The sequence below is a fragment of the Pseudomonas fluorescens HK44 genome (assembly GCF_000217955.3).
GTDB classification, from domain to species: domain Bacteria; phylum Pseudomonadota; class Gammaproteobacteria; order Pseudomonadales; family Pseudomonadaceae; genus Aquipseudomonas; species Aquipseudomonas fluorescens_AQ.
Genome location: NZ_AFOY02000009.1, coordinates 87,726 through 106,771 on the forward strand (window position 1 = coordinate 87,726; position 19,046 = coordinate 106,771).

Consider the following 19,046-nt stretch of genomic DNA (forward strand, 5'->3'; position numbering starts at 1 on the left):
GTAACAAATCAACGACGTGGCAGGAATTGCAGCGGATCTACAGGTTTACCTTGTCGGCGAATCTCAAAATGCAGTTTCACCCGGTCTGTACCCGTTGACCCCATTTCGGCAATTGTCTGTCCGACTTTGACCTGCTGCCCCTCCCGAACCAACAGCCTGCGGTTGTGACCGTAGGCACTGACGTAGGTATCGCTGTGCTTGATGATGACCAATTCGCCGTAGCCCCGCAAGCCACTCCCGGCGTAAACCACCGTCCCATCAGACGCAGCTAAAACAGGCTGTCCCAAATCCCCGGCGATATCAATTCCTTTATTCAAACTACCGTTTGAAGAGAATTTTCCAATCAAAATGCCGTTGGATGGCCATCCCCAGCCTGTCGGCGCAGGCCCTGCAGGAGGCAATGGCGCAGGCGCCGGTTTGTTTGCGACGGACGGTGCAGCCGTCTCTTTGGCCGGGCTCGCACCCGATGCCGGACGTCGGGTGACGGTGAATTTGCTCGAAGAAGAGGCGGTTGTTCCGGACGGGGTCACCACCTCTGTCGGCGTTGAACCGGAACGCCCATCGAAGCGAATCGTCTGACCTGGATGGATTGTGTAAGGCGTAGGAATGTTGTTGCGTGCCGCCAGGGCCTTGTAGTCCCAGCCGTAGCGAAAGGCGATCGAGAACAGGGTATCGCCGCGACGGACCACGTATTGGCCGGTGGTTACTGCGGGGCGTTGAGCCGCCGCGTTATTACGATCGACCACTCCCACATCGCTTGAACGCGTGCTGGAGCAACCGACCAACAAGGAACTCAAGACAAGGCCAGTCACCAGGCGCTGAAAGCTTGTTGTACCGATACGCTGCGCAATGACTGTGAGACTCACCCGCCGCTCCCTTTGTGGTGGTTGAAGATAAAAATCGCCGTATTCAGGCATGAAATGTCGCAAGTATAACTGGCCGTTCGGGCTTTACCGTCGACAAAACAAAATCGACACGCGCACACGTTTGCTGATCGCTGTTCCATCGCGTTTAACCGATCAATGCCGCTGTAAGACCAAGGTAATCAAATAGAATTCAGCATCTTTAAATAAATGCTTAAGCCAGAGGCCCATGGAGCAAAGGCACAAAGCGTACCCCCCCCAAAACACGTCTGGAAAAGCCTTGTTCTTCACGGATGATCAACATCAATTGCTGAACCTCCCCTGAACCAACCGGAATCACCAGCCGCCCGCCCGGGGCTAATTGATCGAGCAACGCCTGAGGTACATCGGTCGCCACCGCGGTGACGATAATGCCGTTATACGGCGCCAGCGCCGGCCAGCCTTCCCAACCGTCGCCCCAGCGAAACACCACGTTGCGCAGGTTCAACTCGACCAGACGCTCCTTGGCGCGATCCTGCAGGACCTTGATGCGCTCGACAGAAAACACCCGCTCGACCAGTTGCGACAACACCGCTGTCTGGTAACCGGACCCGGTGCCGATCTCCAGCACTTTATCCAGAGGACCGGCCTCCAGCAGCAGCTCGCTCATGCGAGCCACCATATAAGGCTGCGAAATGGTCTGGTTATGGCCGATCGGCAATGCCGTGTCTTCGTAGGCTCGATGCGCCAGGGCTTCATCGACAAACAGATGACGCGGTGTACGCCGAATGACCTCCAACACCTGGGCGTTGGACAGACCTTCCTCATAGAGGCGCTGAATCAGCCGTTCACGCGTGCGCTGGGAGGTCATCCCGATTCCACGACGCTGGATATCGTCTTGTTCTCGAGCCATCAGCGCAGCCCCTCCAGCCAGCCATCAAGACTTCCAAAAGCATCATTGAAGGTGCGATCGAGTTGCAGCGGCGTGATCGAGACATAACCCTGCATCACCGCATGGAAATCCGTGCCTGGCCCGCCATCTTCCACATCACCGGCCGCGGCAATCCAATAGCCGGACTTGCCACGCGGGTCGACTACCTTTATCGGCGCAGCAGCGCGGGCGCGATGGCCCAGTCGGGTCAGCTGGATGCCTCGAATGTGAGCCAGAGGCAGATTGGGAATGTTCACGTTCAGCACCGTGCGCGGTGGCAAATCAAGGTCGGCATGAGCCTCTACCAGCTTGCGCGCAAAGTAGGCCGCCGTCGGCAGGTGTTCCACTTGCCGCGATACCAGCGAAAAGGCAAACGACGGTAGCGTGAGGAAACGCCCTTCGAGTGCCGCCGCGACCGTGCCGGAATACAGCACATCGTCGCCCAGGTTGGCCCCCATGTTAATCCCGGAAACCACCATATCCGGCTCGCACTCCAACAAACCGTTGAGGCCCAGGTGCACGCAATCGGTCGGCGTGCCATTAAGGCTGATAAAGCCATTGGCCAGAGTTTGCGGGTGCAACGGACGGTCGAGCGTCAGTGAACTGCTGGCGCCGCTTTTGTCCTGGTCAGGGGCGATAACCACGCACTCGGTGTAATCCGCCAGCGCAGCATGAAGCGCGGCAAGGCCGGGTGCTGTTACCCCATCGTCGTTAGAAATCAGAATACGCATGAGCTGTCCGTCTGCCCGACCGGCACCAGATCGACGAGTTCACGCACCAATACGGTGGCGAAGCATCCGGCCGGAAGGACGAATTCCAGTTGCAGAATGTCCAGCGAGGGATAATGCCACGTCAACCCGCCAATGGGCAGCCGCAGGATGCGACGTTCATGGTTCATTCCAGCGTTTATCAACCAATCGCGCAGATCCGCTTCGCGTGCCGCGACCTGCTGCTCCAGTTCATGAGTCGCACCGGTCGCGGGTGACTCGCCCTCGCCCCACTGCGGCCCGGTCGGGTGCAGGTCGAGGATCGCCAGACGCGGGTCGCTGCATTCGGCCTCACCTGCCGGGAAGAAGCTGCGGCTGTCGGTGAAAGCCAGCAGGTCGCCCACCTGGGCGCGCTGCCAGCTGCCATCGGCGACCCGCGCCGCCAACACCTGATTGAACAGAAAGCTGCGCGCGGTAGAGAGCAGGCGCGAACGCACGTTGCGCTGCTCCGGCAAGGCTTTACGTGCCGCCCAGTCACGGGCATCCACCACGTTGCCGCCGTTATGACCGAAACGCTGCGCGCCGAAGTAGTTGGGAACGCCTTGTTTGGCGATCAGTTGCAGACGCGCGTCAATCGCCGCCTTGTCGCCGGTGAGCTGGGTCAGGCGCAAGGTGAAACCATTGGCCGAATGCGCACCGCGCTGCAACTTGCGTTTATGCCGTGCGGTCTTGAGGATTTTCAGTGTGTCGTTTTCTGCCGCGGACAAGTCAGGATCGGCTTTGCCGGGCAATTGCACGCTGAACCACTGGCGGGTCAGTGCCTGGCGATCTTTCAAGCCGGCATAGCTGACGGTGCGCAACGGCACGCCGGCAGCCTTGGCAATCCGCCGGGCCGCCTCTTCAGTGTTCAGGCCGCGTTTCTCCACCCAGATCCACAGGTGTTCGCCTTCGCCGGTCAGCGGAATGTCGAGGACTTCATCGACCTGAAAATCTTCCGCGATGGCTTTCAGTACGGCAGTGCCGAGGGCTTCGCCGTAGGCACGCGGGCCGAGCAATTGCAGTTCATTCATGCGCGCAGCAACAAGGCAACGGAGTGCACGGCAATGCCTTCTTCGCGACCGACAAAGCCGAGCTTTTCGGTGGTGGTAGCTTTCACGTTCACTTGATCCAACTCAACTTGAAGATCCGCGGCGATCAGCACGCGCATCGATTCGATATGCGGGGCCATTTTCGGCGCCTGGGCAACGATGGTGTTATCGACATTACCGACCTTCCAGCCCTTGGCGTGGATCAGCGCGACAACGTGACGCAACAGTACGCGGCTGTCAGCACCTTTGAATTGCGGGTCGGTGTCTGGAAAGTGTTTACCGATATCACCCAGCGCCGCTGCGCCGAGCAAGGCATCGCTCAACGAATGCAGCAAGACGTCGCCGTCGGAATGGGCGAGCAGTCCGAAACCGTGTGCAATTCGCACGCCGCCCAGAGTAATGAAATCGCCTTCAGCGAAACGGTGCACATCATAGCCGTGGCCAATACGCATAAAAAAACGCCCCGATTTAGTCAGGGCGTGATTCTACCTGCTTTGGCGGACATTAGGCGCCTAGAGCGTGTGCGTGATGTCGCAAGTGTTCATCAATAAAGCTGGCGATAAAGAAATAGCTGTGGTCATAGCCCGGTTGCAGACGCAAGGTCAGCGGATGGCCAGCCAGTTTCGCCGCCTGCTGCAGCGCTTCGGGTTTGAGCTGAGTGGCGAGGAAATCATCCCGATCGCCCTGATCCACCAGCAACGGCAGCTTTTCGCTGGCCTCGCTGATCAACACACAGGCATCCCACTCGCGCCACTTCGAACGCTCTTCACCCAGGTAGCGCGAAAACGCCTTCTGACCCCAAGGGCAATCCATTGGATTGTTGATAGGCGCGAAGGCCGACACCGACTGATACCGCCCAGGGTTGCGCAAGGCACAGACCAGTGCGCCGTGCCCGCCCATGGAGTGGCCGCTGACGCCGCGTTTGTCCGAGGCCGGAAAATGCGCTTCGACCAACGCGGGCAATTCCTGCACCACATAGTCGTGCATCCGATAGTGCTTGGCCCAAGGCTCCTGCGTGGCATTCAGATAGAACCCGGCACCGAGGCCAAAATCCCATGCGCCATCCGGGTCGCCCGGAACATCAGCACCTCGCGGACTGGTGTCCGGCGCGACGATGATCAGCCCCAGCTCGGCCGCCATGCGCATCGCGCCAGCCTTGTGCATGAAGTTTTCGTCGGTGCAGGTCAATCCCGACAACCAGTACAACACCGGCAGCTTACCGCCCTGCTCCGCTTGCGGCGGCAAGTACACGGCAAACACCATGTCGCAGCCCAGCACCTCGGAATGATGCTTGTAGCGTTTATGCCAGCCACCGAAGCTTTTCTGGCATGAGAGATTTTCCAGACTCATGGCCGACCTCAGAAATGGATGACAGAGCGGATGCTTTTGCCTTCATGCATCAGGTCGAATGCCTTGTTGATGTCTTCCAGACCCATGGTATGGGTAATGAACGTGTCCAACGGGATTTCGCCAGTCTGGGCCATTTCCACGTAGCTTGGCAGCTCGGTGCGACCGCGCACGCCGCCGAATGCCGAACCACGCCAGACGCGACCGGTCACCAACTGGAACGGACGGGTGGAAATTTCCTGGCCAGCACCGGCAACGCCGATGATCACCGATTCACCCCAACCCTTGTGGCAGCACTCCAGTGCCGCACGCATCAGCTGTACATTGCCGATGCACTCGAAGGAAAAGTCGACGCCACCGTCAGTCATGTCGACGATCACATCCTGAATCGGACGATCGAAATCTTTCGGGTTCACACAATCGGTAGCGCCCAACTGCTTGGCGATTTCGAACTTGGCCGGGTTGATGTCGATGGCAATAATTCGCCCGGCCTTGGCTTTGACCGCGCCGATGACCGCTGACAGGCCAATACCGCCCAGACCGAAGATGGCCACGGTGTCGCCCGGTTTGACCTTGGCAGTGTTGATGACCGCGCCGATACCGGTGGTGACGCCGCAACCCAACAGGCAGACTTTTTCCAGCGGCGCTTCTTTAGGAATTTTCGCGACGGAGATTTCCGGCAACACGGTGTATTCGGAGAAGGTCGACGTGCCCATGTAGTGAAAAATCGGCTGACCTTTGTAGGAGAAGCGCGTGGTGCCGTCTGGCATCAGGCCTTTGCCCTGGGTCGCACGAATAGCCTGGCAGAGGTTGGTCTTGCCCGATTTGCAGAATTTGCACTGGCCGCATTCCGGGGTGTACAGCGGAATCACGTGATCGCCGACCGCAACCGACGTCACGCCTTCGCCAATGGCTTCGACAATCGCGCCACCTTCGTGGCCGAGGATCGACGGGAAGATGCCTTCCGGGTCAGCGCCCGACAGGGTGTAGGCGTCGGTATGGCAAACACCGGAAGCGACCACACGCAACAGGACTTCACCCGCCTTGGGCATGGCGACATCGACTTCAACGATCTCAAGGGGTTTCTTGGCCTCGAAGGCAACGGCAGCGCGCGACTTGATCATCCTGTCTCTCCAGCGAATAAAAACGAGACAACGAGTGTAAAACACCACCAGACGATTAATAATCCAGCCAAAAGCAAAACATTATTGCTGCACAGGGATAATCTTCATGTCCGAAAACCGCTGGGAAGGCATCGATGAGTTCGTTGCCGTCGCCGAATGCAATCAGTTCACGGCTGCCGCCGAACGCCTTGGGGTTTCGTCTTCGCACATCAGTCGACAAATCGTACGCCTTGAAGAGCGCCTGCAAACCCGCCTGCTTTACCGCAGTACCCGTCGGGTGACGCTGACCGAAGCCGGGCAGACTTTCCTGCAACACTGCCAACGCTTGCAGGACGGACGCGAAGAAGCCTTGCGCGCCGTCGGCGACCTCACCAGCGAGCCCAAAGGCATGCTGCGCATGACCTGTGCAGTGGCGTACGGCGAGCGCTTTATCGTGCCGCTGGTGACCAGTTTCATGGGGCTTTATCCACAATTGCGGGTCGATATCGAGCTCAGTAACCGTCCGCTCGATCTGGTGCACGAGGGCCTGGACCTGGCAATCCGACTCGGCCGCCTGCAAGACTCACGGCTGGTGGCCACGCGCCTGGCGCCACGGCGTATGTACTTATGCGCATCACCGTCCTATCTGGAACGCTATGGCCGACCACACAGTTTGTCCGAGCTGAGTCGGCATAACTGCCTGATCGGCAGCTCGGACATCTGGCAACTGGAACAGGACGGCAGAGAGTTTTCCCAGAGAGTACAAGGCAATTGGCGCTGTAACAGCGGGCAAGCGGTGCTGGACGCGGCGCTACAAGGTGTCGGATTGTGTCAGCTGCCGGACTATTACGTGCTGGAGCACCTGAACAATGGCGCACTGGTGTCGTTGCTGGATGCTCATCAACCACCGAACACCGCCGTCTGGGCGCTGTATCCACAGCAACGGCATCTATCGCCGAAAGTGCGCAAACTCGTGGACTATCTGAAAGAAGGGTTGGCAAAAAGGCCGGAATACCAAGTTTGATCAAAAGATCGCAGCCTGCGGCAGCTCCAAAGATAACCAATAACACGCCCCCACCACTCAACAGGCCGAGCGTTAGCTCGCCTGCCGCTTTTGACCTTGACCTGCCCGCCCCTATCGGAAGGCCGAGCGCAGGTGTTCATCAGGGGGTGGGCGCGCAGCGCCGTACGGCGCAGCCGGACACATCGAGAGGAGGTCGTCGCGTAGCAGACCGTAGGCGATGCCCCCTGATGAATACCGGAGTGAGGGAACGCCGAGCCTAAGCGAGGTGCCGTACGCTTGGGGCGAAGCCATTTGGTTCCTTTTTGGCGTTTGAAAAAGGGACTCGCCGTAAGGGCGAAACCCTAAGTAGCCGTTACCGCAGGAATGGATCTGTACACCTGCAAGAGATTGGCCGGCTGTCTGGCCGCCATCGCGAGCAAGCTCGGCTCCCACATCAGTTGAGTGGTATGACAGAGGTATCAGCGGCGATTCGCCCAACGCAAGCGCAACCATTCAAGGTCTTCAGGCCGGGTAACCTTGAGATTATCCGCCCGCCCCTCGATCAAGCGTGGCGCCTGACCCGCCCACTCCATCGCAGAGGCCTCATCGGTAACAGTCACATCAGCCACCAGACTGTCAGCCAACGCCCGATGCAATGCCCCCAGACGAAACATCTGCGGCGTATACGCCTGCCAGATCAAGCTGCGGTCAACGGTTTCAAGAACCCGACCATGCTTGTCCACACGCTTGAGCGTGTCACGCGCAGGCACCGCGAGTAACCCGCCGACAGGATCATCAGCCAACTCCGACAGCAACTTGTCGAGATCGTCGCGAGCCAGGTTCGGTCGTGCTGCGTCATGGACCAACACCCAGTCTTCATCGGCAGCGCCTTGCGCATGCAAATGCAGCAACGCGTTCAGCACCGAGCCCGAGCGCTCTTCACCACCGTCCACCCGTTGAATACGCGGGTCGGTGGCACACGCCAGGGTCGGCCAATAAGGATCATCAACAGCAAGACTGACCACCAGGCCTTTCAAGGCTGGATGATCGAGGAAACAGCCAAGGCTGTGTTCGAGAATAGTGCGCCCGCCCAGTTGCAGATATTGCTTGGGACGGTCCGCGGCCATACGGGCACCGACGCCCGCGGCAGGAATCACGGCCCAGAAGGCCGGTAACGTATTCATCATTGAGCCAACTGGTAAAGGGTTTCACCGTCCTTGACCATGCCCAACTCATGGCGAGCCCGCTCTTCAACGGTCTCCATGCCTTTTTTCAACTCACTGACCTCGGCGTCCATGACCCGATTGCGCTCCAGCAACGACTCGTTCTCAGCGTGCTGATCGGCAATCTGCTGGGTCAGCTCGGCCACTTGCGCCAGACTGCCATTACCCACCCACAGGCGGTATTGCAGACCAGCCAGCAGCAGGAGCAAGACAAGAAACAACCAGTAAGGACTGCGCATCGAATATCAGGTATCCAGTGAAAAAAGACAGCCATGCCAACTTTAAAGCTTCTGATAGCACGAAGCCTGGAAGAACCAGGCTCGTACTCTAAGGCACCAGATTAGTGGCAAAAACGTCGCTGTAGCGATTTTTCCGACACAATCCGGTGTCTTTTTACTATCCCAAGCTTAGCCGCGGAATTCGCCACGACCGTTGTACTTGGCTTTGCCACCCAATTGCTCTTCGATGCGCAGCAGTTGGTTGTACTTGGAAACGCGGTCGGAACGGCACAGCGAACCGGTTTTGATCTGGCCAGCCGAAGTACCCACAGCCAGGTCGGCAATGGTCGAATCTTCGGTTTCGCCGGAACGGTGCGAGATCACGGCAGTGTAACCAGCCGCCTTGGCCATCTGGATAGCTTCCAGGGTTTCGGTCAGGGTGCCGATCTGGTTGAACTTGATCAGGATCGAGTTGGCGATCTTCTTGTCGATGCCTTCTTTCAGGATCTTGGTGTTGGTCACGAACAGGTCGTCGCCCACCAGCTGGGTTTTTTCGCCGATTTTGTCGGTGAGGATTTTCCAGCCAGCCCAGTCGGACTCGTCCAGGCCATCTTCAATGGAGATGATCGGGTAACGCTCAGTCAGGCCTTTGAGGTAGTCGGCAAAACCTTCAGCGGTGAACACCTGGCCTTCACCGGACAGGTTGTACTTGCCATCTTCGTAGAATTCGCTGGCCGCGCAGTCCAGAGCCAGGGTCACGTCGGTGCCCAGTTTGTAGCCAGCGTTGGCCACGGCTTCGGAGATCACTTTGAGTGCATCTTCGTTGGACGCCAGGTTCGGTGCGAAACCACCTTCGTCACCCACTGCAGTGCTCAGGCCACGAGCCTTCAGCACAGCTTTGAGGTGATGGAAAATCTCGGTGCCCATGCGCAGACCTTCCGAGAAAGTCTTGGCGCCCACTGGCTGAACCATGAATTCCTGGATGTCGACGTTGTTATCGGCGTGTTCGCCACCGTTGATGATGTTCATCATCGGAACCGGCATCGAGTAAACACCCGGAGTGCCGTTCAGGTTGGCGATGTGTGCGTACAGCGGCAGGTCCTGATCGTGAGCAGCAGCCTTGGCAGCCGCCAGGGATACGGCGAGGATCGCGTTGGCGCCCAGGCTACCCTTGTTCTCGGTACCGTCCAGTTCGATCATGATGCGGTCGAGGGCTTTCTGGTCAACCGGGTCTTTACCCAGCAGCGCGGTGCGAATCGGGCCATTGATGTTGGCCACGGCTTTCAGTACACCCTTGCCCAGGTAACGGCTCTTGTCGCCATCACGCAGCTCGAGCGCTTCGCGCGAACCGGTGGAAGCACCGGACGGCGCGCAGGCGCTGCCGATGATGCCGTTATCGAGAAGCACGTCCGCTTCGACGGTGGGATTGCCACGGGAGTCGAGAACTTCACGACCTTTGATGTCGACGATTTTTGCCATTGTTGTAAACACTCCAAAGTTGACGAAAACGCTGTAGGAGCACGGCTTGCCGGCGATGGGGTCAAGGACACCATCGCTGGCAAGCCATGCTCCTACAAGAGCAGTGCGGCCAGCGGGCCAGAGCGATAAATCGAGCGGTACTTTACCGGAGAATTGAGGATTACGCGGTTTCTACCGTCGGAAAACTCTTCACCAGCTCGTCCAGAGCCTTGAGCTGAGCCAGGAATGGCGCAAGCTTGTCCAGACGCAGGGCGCAAGGGCCGTCGCATTTGGCGTTGTCCGGATCCGGATGCGCTTCCAGGAACAGGCCGGCCAGCGACTGGCTCATGCCCGCCTTGGCCAGATCAGTGACCTGGGCGCGGCGTCCGCCGGCAGAGTCCGAGCGGCCACCCGGCATTTGCAGCGCGTGGGTAACGTCGAAGAACACCGGGTATTCGAACTGCTTCATGATGCCGAAGCCGAGCATGTCCACGACCAGGTTGTTGTAGCCGAAGCTCGAACCACGCTCGCAGAGGATCAACTGATCGTTACCGGCCTCTTCGCATTTGCTCAGGATGTGTTTCATTTCCTGAGGGGCGAGGAACTGGGCTTTCTTGATGTTGATCACCGCACCGGTCTTGGCCATCGCCACGACCAGATCGGTCTGGCGCGACAGGAAGGCCGGCAACTGGATGATCTCGCAGACTTCAGCGACAACGGCAGCCTGCTCAGGCTCATGGACATCGGTGATGATCGGCACGCCAAAGGCTTGCTTGATGTCCTGGAAAATCCGCATACCTTCCTCGAGGCCGGGGCCCCGATAGGACGTTACCGACGAGCGGTTGGCCTTGTCGAAGCTGGCCTTGAACACGTAAGGGATACCGAGTTTCTCGGTGACCTTTACGTACTCTTCACAGACCTGCATCGCCATGTCACGGCTTTCCAGCACGTTCATGCCACCGAACAGCACCATCGGCTTGTCGTTGGCGATTTCGATGCTGCCTACGCGGATGATCTTTTGAGCCATCAGGTTCAAGCCTTCTTCTGGTGTTGAGCCAAAGCTGCTTTGACGAAACCGCTGAACAACGGGTGACCATCGCGCGGAGTCGAGGTGAACTCCGGGTGGAACTGGCAAGCAACGAACCACGGGTGGTTCGGCGCTTCAACCACTTCAACCAGCGCACCGTCACCGGAACGACCGGAGATTTTCAGACCGGCTTCGATCAGTTGCGGCAACAGCTTGTTGTTCACTTCATAGCGATGACGATGACGCTCGACGATCACATCCTTCGCGTAGCAATCGTGGACCAGGGAGCCAGCTTCCAGCAGGCAATCCTGAGCACCCAGACGCATGGTGCCGCCCAGATCGGACGATTCGGAACGGGTTTCAACGGCGCCGGTGGCATCTTCCCACTCGGTGATCAGACCCACGACCGGGTGACCGCTGGCGCGATCGAATTCGGTGGAGTTGGCGTCTTTCCAGCCCAGCACGTTACGGGCGAACTCGATCACGGCGACTTGCATGCCCAGGCAGATACCCAGGTACGGAACCTTGTTTTCGCGAGCGTATTGAACGGCGGTGATCTTGCCTTCCACGCCACGCAGACCGAAGCCGCCTGGAACCAGAATCGCATCAGCGCCTTCCAGCAGCGCGGTGCCCTGGTTCTCGATGTCTTCGGAGTCGATGTAACGCAGGTTGACCTTGGTACGGTTGCTGATGCCGGCGTGACTCATCGCTTCGATCAGCGACTTGTAGGCATCCAGCAGCTCCATGTACTTGCCGACCATCGCGATGGTGACTTCGTGCTCAGGGTTGAGCTTGGCATCGACCACGGCTTCCCACTCGGACAGATCGGCGCCGCCACATTGCAGGCCGAAACGTTCTACGACGAAATCATCCAGGCCCTGGGAGTGCAGAATGCCCGGAATCTTGTAGATGGTGTCGGCGTCTTCCAGCGCGATAACCGCACGTTCTTCAACGTTGGTGAACTGCGCGATCTTGCGACGCGAAGAGATATCGATCGGGTGGTCGGAGCGGCACACCAGCACGTCTGGCTGCAGGCCGATGGAACGCAGTTCCTTGACCGAGTGCTGGGTGGGCTTGGTTTTGGTTTCGCCAGCAGTGGCGATGTACGGCACCAGTGTCAGGTGCATCAGCATCGCGCGCTTGGCGCCGACTTCGAAACGCAATTGACGGATGGCTTCGAGGAACGGCTGGGATTCGATGTCACCCACGGTGCCACCGATCTCGACCATGGCCACGTCGGCATCGCCTGCACCCTTGATGATGCGGCGCTTGATTTCGTCGGTGATGTGCGGAATCACCTGGATGGTTGCGCCCAGGTAATCACCACGGCGCTCTTTGCGCAGGACGTGCTCGTAGACACGGCCGGTGGTGAAGTTGTTGTTCTGGGTCATGGTCGTGCGGATAAACCGCTCGTAGTGGCCCAGGTCCAGGTCGGTCTCGGCGCCGTCGTGAGTGACGAACACTTCACCGTGCTGGAACGGGCTCATGGTGCCCGGGTCAACGTTGATGTACGGGTCCAGCTTGAGCATGGTGACCTTAAGTCCCCGCGCCTCCAGGATGGCCGCCAATGAAGCCGATGCAATGCCTTTCCCCAATGAAGAAACAACACCGCCCGTGACGAATATGTAGCGCGTCATGAAAAACCCTAGAAGTCTGCGTTAAAGCGGTCCGAGCCGCCGGGGAAAGCGAAGGAAGGCCGAAGCCCCCGATCACCTGCATTAATTACAGTGCATCTTTCAAAAAAACCGCCGCGTTGGGACAGACCGGAAGAAGAATCACCGGTACGTTGCTCGCTACACATTTTTTGGAATCGCCCAGCAAAGACTGCTTGGTAATCGGCAACTCCTGCAATTCAGTTGAATCCACAGAAGTTGTATCAAGAAGGGAGCGTAGTCTACCGGAAAGCCCCTTTCAGCTCAAACCTTGATCGTTGATCGCTGGCTGCCACCGCAAAAGACAGTTTCCCCCCGCGCTACCGTCGAGTCCATGCAGGTTTGCCACCGCAAGCAATTGTTCATTGCAGTAGAGCAGCGGCAATCTGCCACGGGCAAACAGCGGCAGGCCGCTTTCATTGAGCAAACGCTTGAGGTCGCGATGCCCCCGCCCGGACAAATGCATGACTTCACCGCCCTGCCGGTAGCGCACGCTTAATGCGCCGGCAGGCACGGTCCCCCTGAAGGTCAGCCGGCCGTTGTTCGGCAGCAGCAGTGCCACCGACGGATCAGGCCACAGCGGAGCCGGCTCGGGGAGGCTCAACCAATGGCCGGACAACCACCAGATTCGTCCGTTCGCACGATGTAACTCACCGTCTGCCAGGCACCAGATCGGCCGCGCATCCGTCGCTGCATCGCGCAAATTTTCCCAACCCGACCAATGGTCACTGTCCGGCATACGCGTCAACGGCGCCAGCCAGTGGCTGAGGGCATTGCGCTGGCGGGCGGCGGAAAGTTTTTCGAGCGCAGCCATTTCCAGAGACGGCACACCCAGCCAATAGAATTCGCTAACGGTTGCGGCGGCCGCCAAATCTATCTTGGCCAAGTCATCGAGCAGCCCCTGCGCCTCACTCAAATGCGCGGCGCTACGGGCAATGGTGGTCACGGCCTGCGGCCAACGCTGAGTCAACGCTGGAAAAATCTGCTGGCGAAGGTAATTGCGAGAAAACTGTTGATCGGCGTTCGACGGATCTTCGATCCAGCTCAACTGATGCTCGACGGCATAGGCTTCGAGCTCAGCCCGCGACACCTCCAGCAACGGCCGCAGCAAAAAACCACGTCCCAATGGACGCTGCGACGGGATCGCCGACAACCCCCTCACCCCGGCCCCGCGCAATAGACGGAACAAAAGGGTTTCCGCCTGATCGTTCCGGTGCTGCCCCGTCAGTAGCAGCTCATTGGTTTGAGTCGCCTCGACAAAGGCGCCATACCGCGCCTCACGCGCCGCGCGCTCCAGGCTCGCCCCAGGCTGGACCTGAACGTGAATAACCTCCAACGGCACACCCAGTGCGTCACACACCCGCTGACAATGCTCCGGCCACGCATCAGCCACAGCCTGGAGGCCGTGATGGATGTGAATGGCTTTGAGTTCAGGCAGGGAATGTTTTTTTGCGAGTTGCGCAAGAAGGTGCAGCAGAACAGTGGAGTCGAGACCACCGGAGAAGGCGACACGCCAAGCCGGCGCGGTGCGCCAGGGCGCAAGTTTCAGCAGCAACTGGGCAGGTAGATCAATCGTGGGCTGACGCATATCGATCACTCCGCACAAATCAAATGTGGGAGCGAGCCTGCTCGCGATAGCGGTTCAACAGCCAACAGATTTGTTGAATGTCAGGCCACCATCGCGAGCAGGCTCGCTCCCACACGGTATAGCGAGGTCAGATCAGAGACCGTAGCTCATCAGACGCTCGTAACGGCGGGCCAGCAGCGCGTCGTTGTCGAACTTCTTCAGCATCGCCAGTTGCGAGCTCAGTTCCGCACGGATCGAGGCAGCAGCAGCGGCCGGATCACGGTGCGCGCCACCCAGTGGCTCGCTGATCACTTTATCAACGATACCCAGGCCTTTCAGGCGCTCGGCGGTGATGCCCATGGCTTCAGCGGCATCCGGGGCTTTCTCGGCAGTTTTCCACAGGATCGAGGCGCAACCTTCCGGCGAGATCACCGCGTAGGTCGAGTACTGCAGCATGTTCAACTGATCGCAAACGCCGATCGCGAGCGCACCACCGGAACCACCCTCACCGATCACGGTGGCGATGATTGGGGTTTTCAGGCGGGCCATGACACGCAGGTTCCAGGCAATCGCTTCGCTCTGGTTACGCTCTTCAGCGTCGATGCCAGGGTATGCACCCGGGGTGTCGATGAAGGTCAGGATCGGCATTTTGAAACGCTCGGCCATTTCCATCAAACGGCAGGCCTTGCGGTAGCCCTCAGGACGCGGCATGCCGAAGTTGCGGCGAACCTTCTCGCGCACTTCACGGCCTTTCTGGTGGCCAATGATCATCACCGGCTGGTCGTCCAGACGGGCAACACCACCAACAATCGCAGCGTCGTCGGAGAAGTGACGGTCACCGTGCAATTCGTCGAACTCAGTGAAGATGTGCTCGATGTAGTCCAGGGTGTACGGGCGACGCGGATGACGCGCCAGACGCGCGATCTGCCAGCTGGTCAACTTGCCGAAGATGTCTTCGGTGAGCGTGCTGCTCTTGTCCTGCAGGCGGGAGATTTCATCGCCGATATTCAGCGAATTGTCATTACCGACCAAGCGCAACTCTTCGATCTTGGCTTGCAGGTCGGCGATCGGCTGTTCGAAATCAAGAAAATTCGGGTTCATAGGCGTCCGTCTTGGGTCGACGTCCAAGAGAGCTTGGGCCGGCCGGTTGTCTATTCGCGCCCTACCTTAAGGGACAGGCGCGTTCAGGTCGAGATTAAAAATTGGGTCGAGGTCAAGGCGTGGTTCTTGATGGTAAAGAATGGCACCTGACCGTCAACGGTATTGGAGGAAGACGTTGTCTCGCCCGAACTGGTCACGCAGGGCTTGAATCAAGGCATCCGCCGGATCGATTCGCCAGGTCTCGCTGAACTGCAACAAGGCCTTGGCGTCAGGACTGGTGTACTCCATGGTAATCGGACACGCGCCGCGATGACGCTTGAACAACTCGCCCAGCCAGCGTAGCTGATCGCCTTTGAGGTCTTGGGTCTGGACCTTCAAACGCAGGCTTTCGGCCAGGTTGGTGCGCGCATCTTCCATGCTCATCACCCGCTTGACCCGCAAGCGCAGGCCACCGGAGAAGTCGTCATTGCTGACTTCGCCTTCGACCACCACCATCGCGTCGGTCTGCAACAGCGACTGCGCGGAATGGAACGCCTCGGCAAACAGCGACGCTTCGATCCGGCCCGAGCGGTCGTCGAGGGTGATGAAACCCATCTTGTCGCCCTTTTTGTTCTTCATCACCCGCAAGGCGATGATCATGCCCGCAACCGTTTGTGTATCACGCGCCGGTTTCAAATCAATGATGCGTTGACGGGCAAAGCGGCGGATTTCACCTTCGTATTCGTCAATCGGGTGACCGGTCAGGTACAGCCCCAGGGTATCTTTCTCCCCCTTCAGGCGCTCCTTGAGCGTCAGCTCCTTGGCCTTGCGGTGATTGGCGTAGACGTCAGCGTCCGCTTCAACAAACAGGCCGCCAAACAGGTCCGCGTGCCCACTGTCGTGGGTCCGTGCGGTCTGCTCGGCCGCCTTGATCGCTTCTTCCATGGCCGTCAGCAAGACTGCGCGATTGCGGTCGATGTTGGCCTGATAGGCTTTCGGCTCATCGTGGAAGTACGGGCCGAGTCGGTCCAGCGCACCACTGCGGATCAACCCGTCGAGGGTCCGCTTGTTGATGCGCTTGAGGTCGACCCGGGCGCAAAAATCGAACAGATCCTTGAACGGCCCTTCCAGGCGCGCCTCGGTTATCGCTTCAACCGGCCCTTCGCCAACCCCCTTGATCGCCCCCAGACCGTAAATAATCCGGCCTTCGTCGTTCACCGTGAACTTGAACTCCGACGTGTTCACGTCCGGGGCGTCGAGGCGCAGCTTCATGGTCCGCACTTCTTCGATCAAGGTCACGACCTTGTCGGTGTTGTGCATATCCGCCGAGAGTACCGCCGCCATGAACGGCGCTGGGTAGTGGGCTTTCAGCCAGGCGGTCTGGTACGACACCAGGCCGTAGGCGGCAGAGTGAGATTTGTTGAAGCCGTAACCGGCGAATTTTTCCACCAGGTCGAAAATGTTACCGGCAAGGTCAGCATCGATATTATTGGTCGCGCACCCTTCAATGAAACCGCCGCGCTGCTTGGCCATTTCTTCGGGCTTTTTCTTACCCATGGCCCGACGCAGCATGTCCGCACCACCGAGGGTGTATCCGGCCATGACCTGAGCGATCTGCATCACCTGTTCCTGATACAGGATGATGCCGTAGGTGGGTGCCAATACCGGCTTGAGGCCTTCGTACTGGTAATCCGAGTGCGGGTACGCCAGCTCGGCGCGACCGTGCTTACGGTTGATGAAGTCATCCACCATGCCCGATTGCAGCGGGCCTGGACGGAACAACGCCACGAGTGCGATCAAGTCTTCCAGGCAGTCGGGCTTGAGCTTTTTGATCAGCTCTTTCATGCCGCGCGACTCGAGCTGGAACACCGCAGTGGTTTCAGCTTTTTGCAGCAGCGTGTAGGTCGGTTTGTCGTCCAGCGGGATAAACGCGATATCCAGCGGCGGCTCATTGACCTTGGCACGGTCGCGGTTGATGGTTTTCAGCGCCCAATCAATGATCGTGAGGGTTCGCAGACCCAGGAAGTCGAACTTCACCAGACCGGCAGCCTCGACGTCGTCCTTGTCGAACTGGGTTACCAGGCCGCCCCCTTCTTCGTCGCAATAGATCGGTGAGAAGTCGGTCAGCTTGGTCGGCGCGATCACCACACCACCGGCGTGCTTACCGACGTTTCGCACAACGCCTTCAAGCTTGCGCGCCATCTCCCAGATTTCCGCGGCCTCTTCATCGACCTTGATGAAGTCCCGGAGGATTTCTTCCTGATCAAAGGCTTTTTCCAGGGTCATGCCGACTTCGAAGGGGATCATCTTCGACAGACGATCCGCCAAACCGTAGGACTTGCCCTGCACCCGCGCCACGTCACGGACCACAGCCTTGGCGGCCATGGAACCGAAGGTAATGATCTGGCTTACCGCGTTGCGGCCGTATTTCTCGGCCACGTAGTCGATCACCCGATCACGACCGTCCATGCAGAAGTCGACGTCAAAGTCGGGCATGGAAACCCGTTCCGGGTTCAGGAAACGTTCGAACAGCAGGTCATATTCCAGCGGGTCGAGGTCGGTGATTTTCTGCACATAGGCCACTAGCGACCCGGCACCCGACCCACGGCCAGGACCTACCGGTACGCCGTTATTCTTGGCCCACTGGATAAAGTCCATAACGATCAGGAAGTAACCGGGGAAGCCCATCTGGATGATGATATCCAGCTCGAAATTCAACCGGTCGACATAGACCTGACGCTTGGCCTCGTAATCTTCGGTCGTGTCCTTGGGCAGCAGAACACTCAAGCGCTCTTCCAGGCCGTCGAAGGAAACTTTGCGGAAGTACTCGTCGATGGTCATGCCATCGGGAATCGGGAAGTTGGGCAGGAAGTGTTTGCCAAGCTTCACATCGATATTGCAGCGCTTGGCGATCTCGACGGTGTTTTCCAGCGCTTCGGGCAAGTCGCTGAACAACTCGGCCATTTCCTCGGCGCTCTTGAGGTACTGCTGATCGCTGTAGTTCTTCGAACGGCGCGGATCGTCGAGCGCCCGCCCTTCACCGATGCACACACGGGTTTCGTGAGCGGCGAAGTCTTCCTGCTTGATGAAGCGCACATCGTTGGTCGCCACCAGCGGTGCGCCGATCTTGTCGGCCAGGGCCACAGCGGCGTGCAACTGTTCTTCGTCGTTGGGGCGATTGGTGCGCTGGATTTCCAGATAGAAACGATCCGGGAATACTGCCATCCACTCACGGGCCAAAGTCTCGGCCTCATCAGGATTGCCACCGAGCAATGCAATACCGATCTCGCCCTCTTTCGCCGCCGAGAGCATGATCAAGCCTTCATTGGCTTCGGCCACCCACTTGCGCTCGATGATGATCTGACCATTGCGCTGACCGTCGATAAAGCCACGCGAAATCAACTCGGTGAGGTTGCGGTAGCCAACGGCGTTCATCACCAGAAAGCTGATCCGGCTCAGCGGGTTATCAGGGTCCTTGTTCGACAACCACAAGTCGGCGCCACAGATCGGCTTGATCCCGGCGCCCATGGCGTTTTTGTAGAACTTGACCAGCGAACACATGTTGTTCTGATCAGTGACCGCCACGGCAGGCATGTTCATGCCGACCAGGGTCTTGACCAGCGGTTTGATTCGCACCAGACCGTCGACCAGGGAGTATTCAGTGTGCAGGCGCAGGTGAACGAATGAAGCCGGCATAGTGATCCTGATAATAACGTGGAGACAACAAGGCCCGGAAATCCGGCGATTTAAAGCTACTGCGCTTGATAATCCAGCGTTGAACGGTAGCTCGAAATGCTCAT

At 58.7% G+C, this 19,046-nt stretch carries 16 protein-coding genes; 1 reads left to right on the forward strand and 15 read right to left on the reverse strand.

Features of this window, described 5'->3' with window-relative positions; genetic code table 11:
- Positions 1-8: 8 nt before the first annotated feature.
- From HK44_RS09035 to HK44_RS09065, 7 genes are all read right to left on the reverse strand, one after another.
- Positions 9-866, reverse strand: a complete 858-nt coding sequence (locus HK44_RS09035) for a peptidoglycan DD-metalloendopeptidase family protein (protein WP_019692113.1) — start codon at positions 864-866, stop codon at positions 9-11.
- Between the two features lie 211 nt (positions 867-1,077).
- Positions 1,078-1,713, reverse strand: a complete 636-nt coding sequence (locus HK44_RS09040) for a protein-L-isoaspartate(D-aspartate) O-methyltransferase (RefSeq protein WP_187682492.1) — start codon at positions 1,711-1,713, stop codon at positions 1,078-1,080.
- A gap of 41 nt (positions 1,714-1,754) precedes the next feature.
- The gene (surE, locus tag HK44_RS09045) at positions 1,755-2,504 is read right to left on the reverse strand and encodes a 5'/3'-nucleotidase SurE (RefSeq protein WP_019692111.1); all 750 of its coding nucleotides are present in this window, start codon (positions 2,502-2,504) and stop codon (positions 1,755-1,757) included.
- Positions 2,492-3,550 (reverse strand): tRNA pseudouridine(13) synthase TruD, encoded by a 1,059-nt coding sequence (gene truD, locus HK44_RS09050; protein ID WP_019692110.1) that lies wholly within the window; start codon positions 3,548-3,550, stop codon positions 2,492-2,494. Before truD ends, surE begins: the two co-directional genes overlap by 13 nt.
- Complete coding sequence (ispF, locus tag HK44_RS09055) at positions 3,547-4,020, reverse strand: 2-C-methyl-D-erythritol 2,4-cyclodiphosphate synthase (protein ID WP_019692109.1); 474 nt, start codon at positions 4,018-4,020, stop codon at positions 3,547-3,549. Before ispF ends, truD begins: the two co-directional genes overlap by 4 nt.
- 52 nt (positions 4,021-4,072) lie before the next feature.
- Complete coding sequence (gene fghA, locus HK44_RS09060) at positions 4,073-4,918, reverse strand: S-formylglutathione hydrolase (RefSeq protein ID WP_019692108.1); 846 nt, start codon at positions 4,916-4,918, stop codon at positions 4,073-4,075.
- A gap of 8 nt (positions 4,919-4,926) precedes the next feature.
- The gene (locus HK44_RS09065; RefSeq protein WP_019692107.1) at positions 4,927-6,039 is read right to left on the reverse strand and encodes an S-(hydroxymethyl)glutathione dehydrogenase/class III alcohol dehydrogenase; all 1,113 of its coding nucleotides are present in this window, start codon (positions 6,037-6,039) and stop codon (positions 4,927-4,929) included.
- A gap of 106 nt (positions 6,040-6,145) precedes the next feature.
- Here HK44_RS09065 and HK44_RS09070 point away from each other — a divergent pair, with 106 nt between their 5' ends.
- Positions 6,146-7,042, forward strand: coding sequence for a LysR substrate-binding domain-containing protein (locus tag HK44_RS09070; protein WP_019692106.1), 897 nt, complete (start codon positions 6,146-6,148; stop codon positions 7,040-7,042).
- A gap of 458 nt (positions 7,043-7,500) precedes the next feature.
- Here HK44_RS09070 and ispD read toward each other — a convergent pair whose 3' ends face one another.
- The 8 genes from ispD to dnaE form a co-directional block, all read right to left on the reverse strand.
- Positions 7,501-8,208 (reverse strand): 2-C-methyl-D-erythritol 4-phosphate cytidylyltransferase, encoded by a 708-nt coding sequence (ispD, locus tag HK44_RS09075; RefSeq protein WP_019692105.1) that lies wholly within the window; start codon positions 8,206-8,208, stop codon positions 7,501-7,503.
- A complete protein-coding gene (gene ftsB, locus HK44_RS09080) occupies positions 8,205-8,483 on the reverse strand; it encodes a cell division protein FtsB (protein ID WP_019692104.1) in 279 nt (92 codons plus the stop codon). The genes ispD and ftsB overlap by 4 nt, the downstream gene beginning before the upstream one ends.
- 168 nt (positions 8,484-8,651) lie before the next feature.
- Positions 8,652-9,941 carry a phosphopyruvate hydratase gene (eno, locus tag HK44_RS09085; RefSeq protein WP_019692103.1) on the reverse strand — a complete coding sequence of 430 codons (1,290 nt, stop codon included), beginning with the start codon at positions 9,939-9,941 and terminating at the stop codon, positions 8,652-8,654.
- Positions 9,942-10,101: 160 nt separating this feature from the next.
- Positions 10,102-10,947, reverse strand: a complete 846-nt coding sequence (gene kdsA, locus HK44_RS09090; protein ID WP_019692102.1) for a 3-deoxy-8-phosphooctulonate synthase — start codon at positions 10,945-10,947, stop codon at positions 10,102-10,104.
- Positions 10,948-10,952: 5 nt separating this feature from the next.
- Positions 10,953-12,584 (reverse strand): CTP synthase, encoded by a 1,632-nt coding sequence (locus HK44_RS09095; protein ID WP_019692101.1) that lies wholly within the window; start codon positions 12,582-12,584, stop codon positions 10,953-10,955.
- 274 nt (positions 12,585-12,858) lie between these two features.
- The gene (tilS, locus tag HK44_RS09100) at positions 12,859-14,187 is read right to left on the reverse strand and encodes a tRNA lysidine(34) synthetase TilS (RefSeq protein ID WP_019692100.1); all 1,329 of its coding nucleotides are present in this window, start codon (positions 14,185-14,187) and stop codon (positions 12,859-12,861) included.
- Positions 14,188-14,319: 132 nt separating this feature from the next.
- Entirely contained in the window at positions 14,320-15,267 is a 948-nt protein-coding gene (locus HK44_RS09105) for an acetyl-CoA carboxylase carboxyltransferase subunit alpha (protein ID WP_019692099.1), read from the reverse strand.
- Between the two features lie 153 nt (positions 15,268-15,420).
- On the reverse strand, positions 15,421-18,942 hold the full coding sequence (gene dnaE / locus HK44_RS09110) for a DNA polymerase III subunit alpha (protein ID WP_019692098.1): 3,522 nt from the start codon (positions 18,940-18,942) through the stop codon (positions 15,421-15,423).
- Between the last annotated feature and the right edge of the window lie 104 nt (positions 18,943-19,046).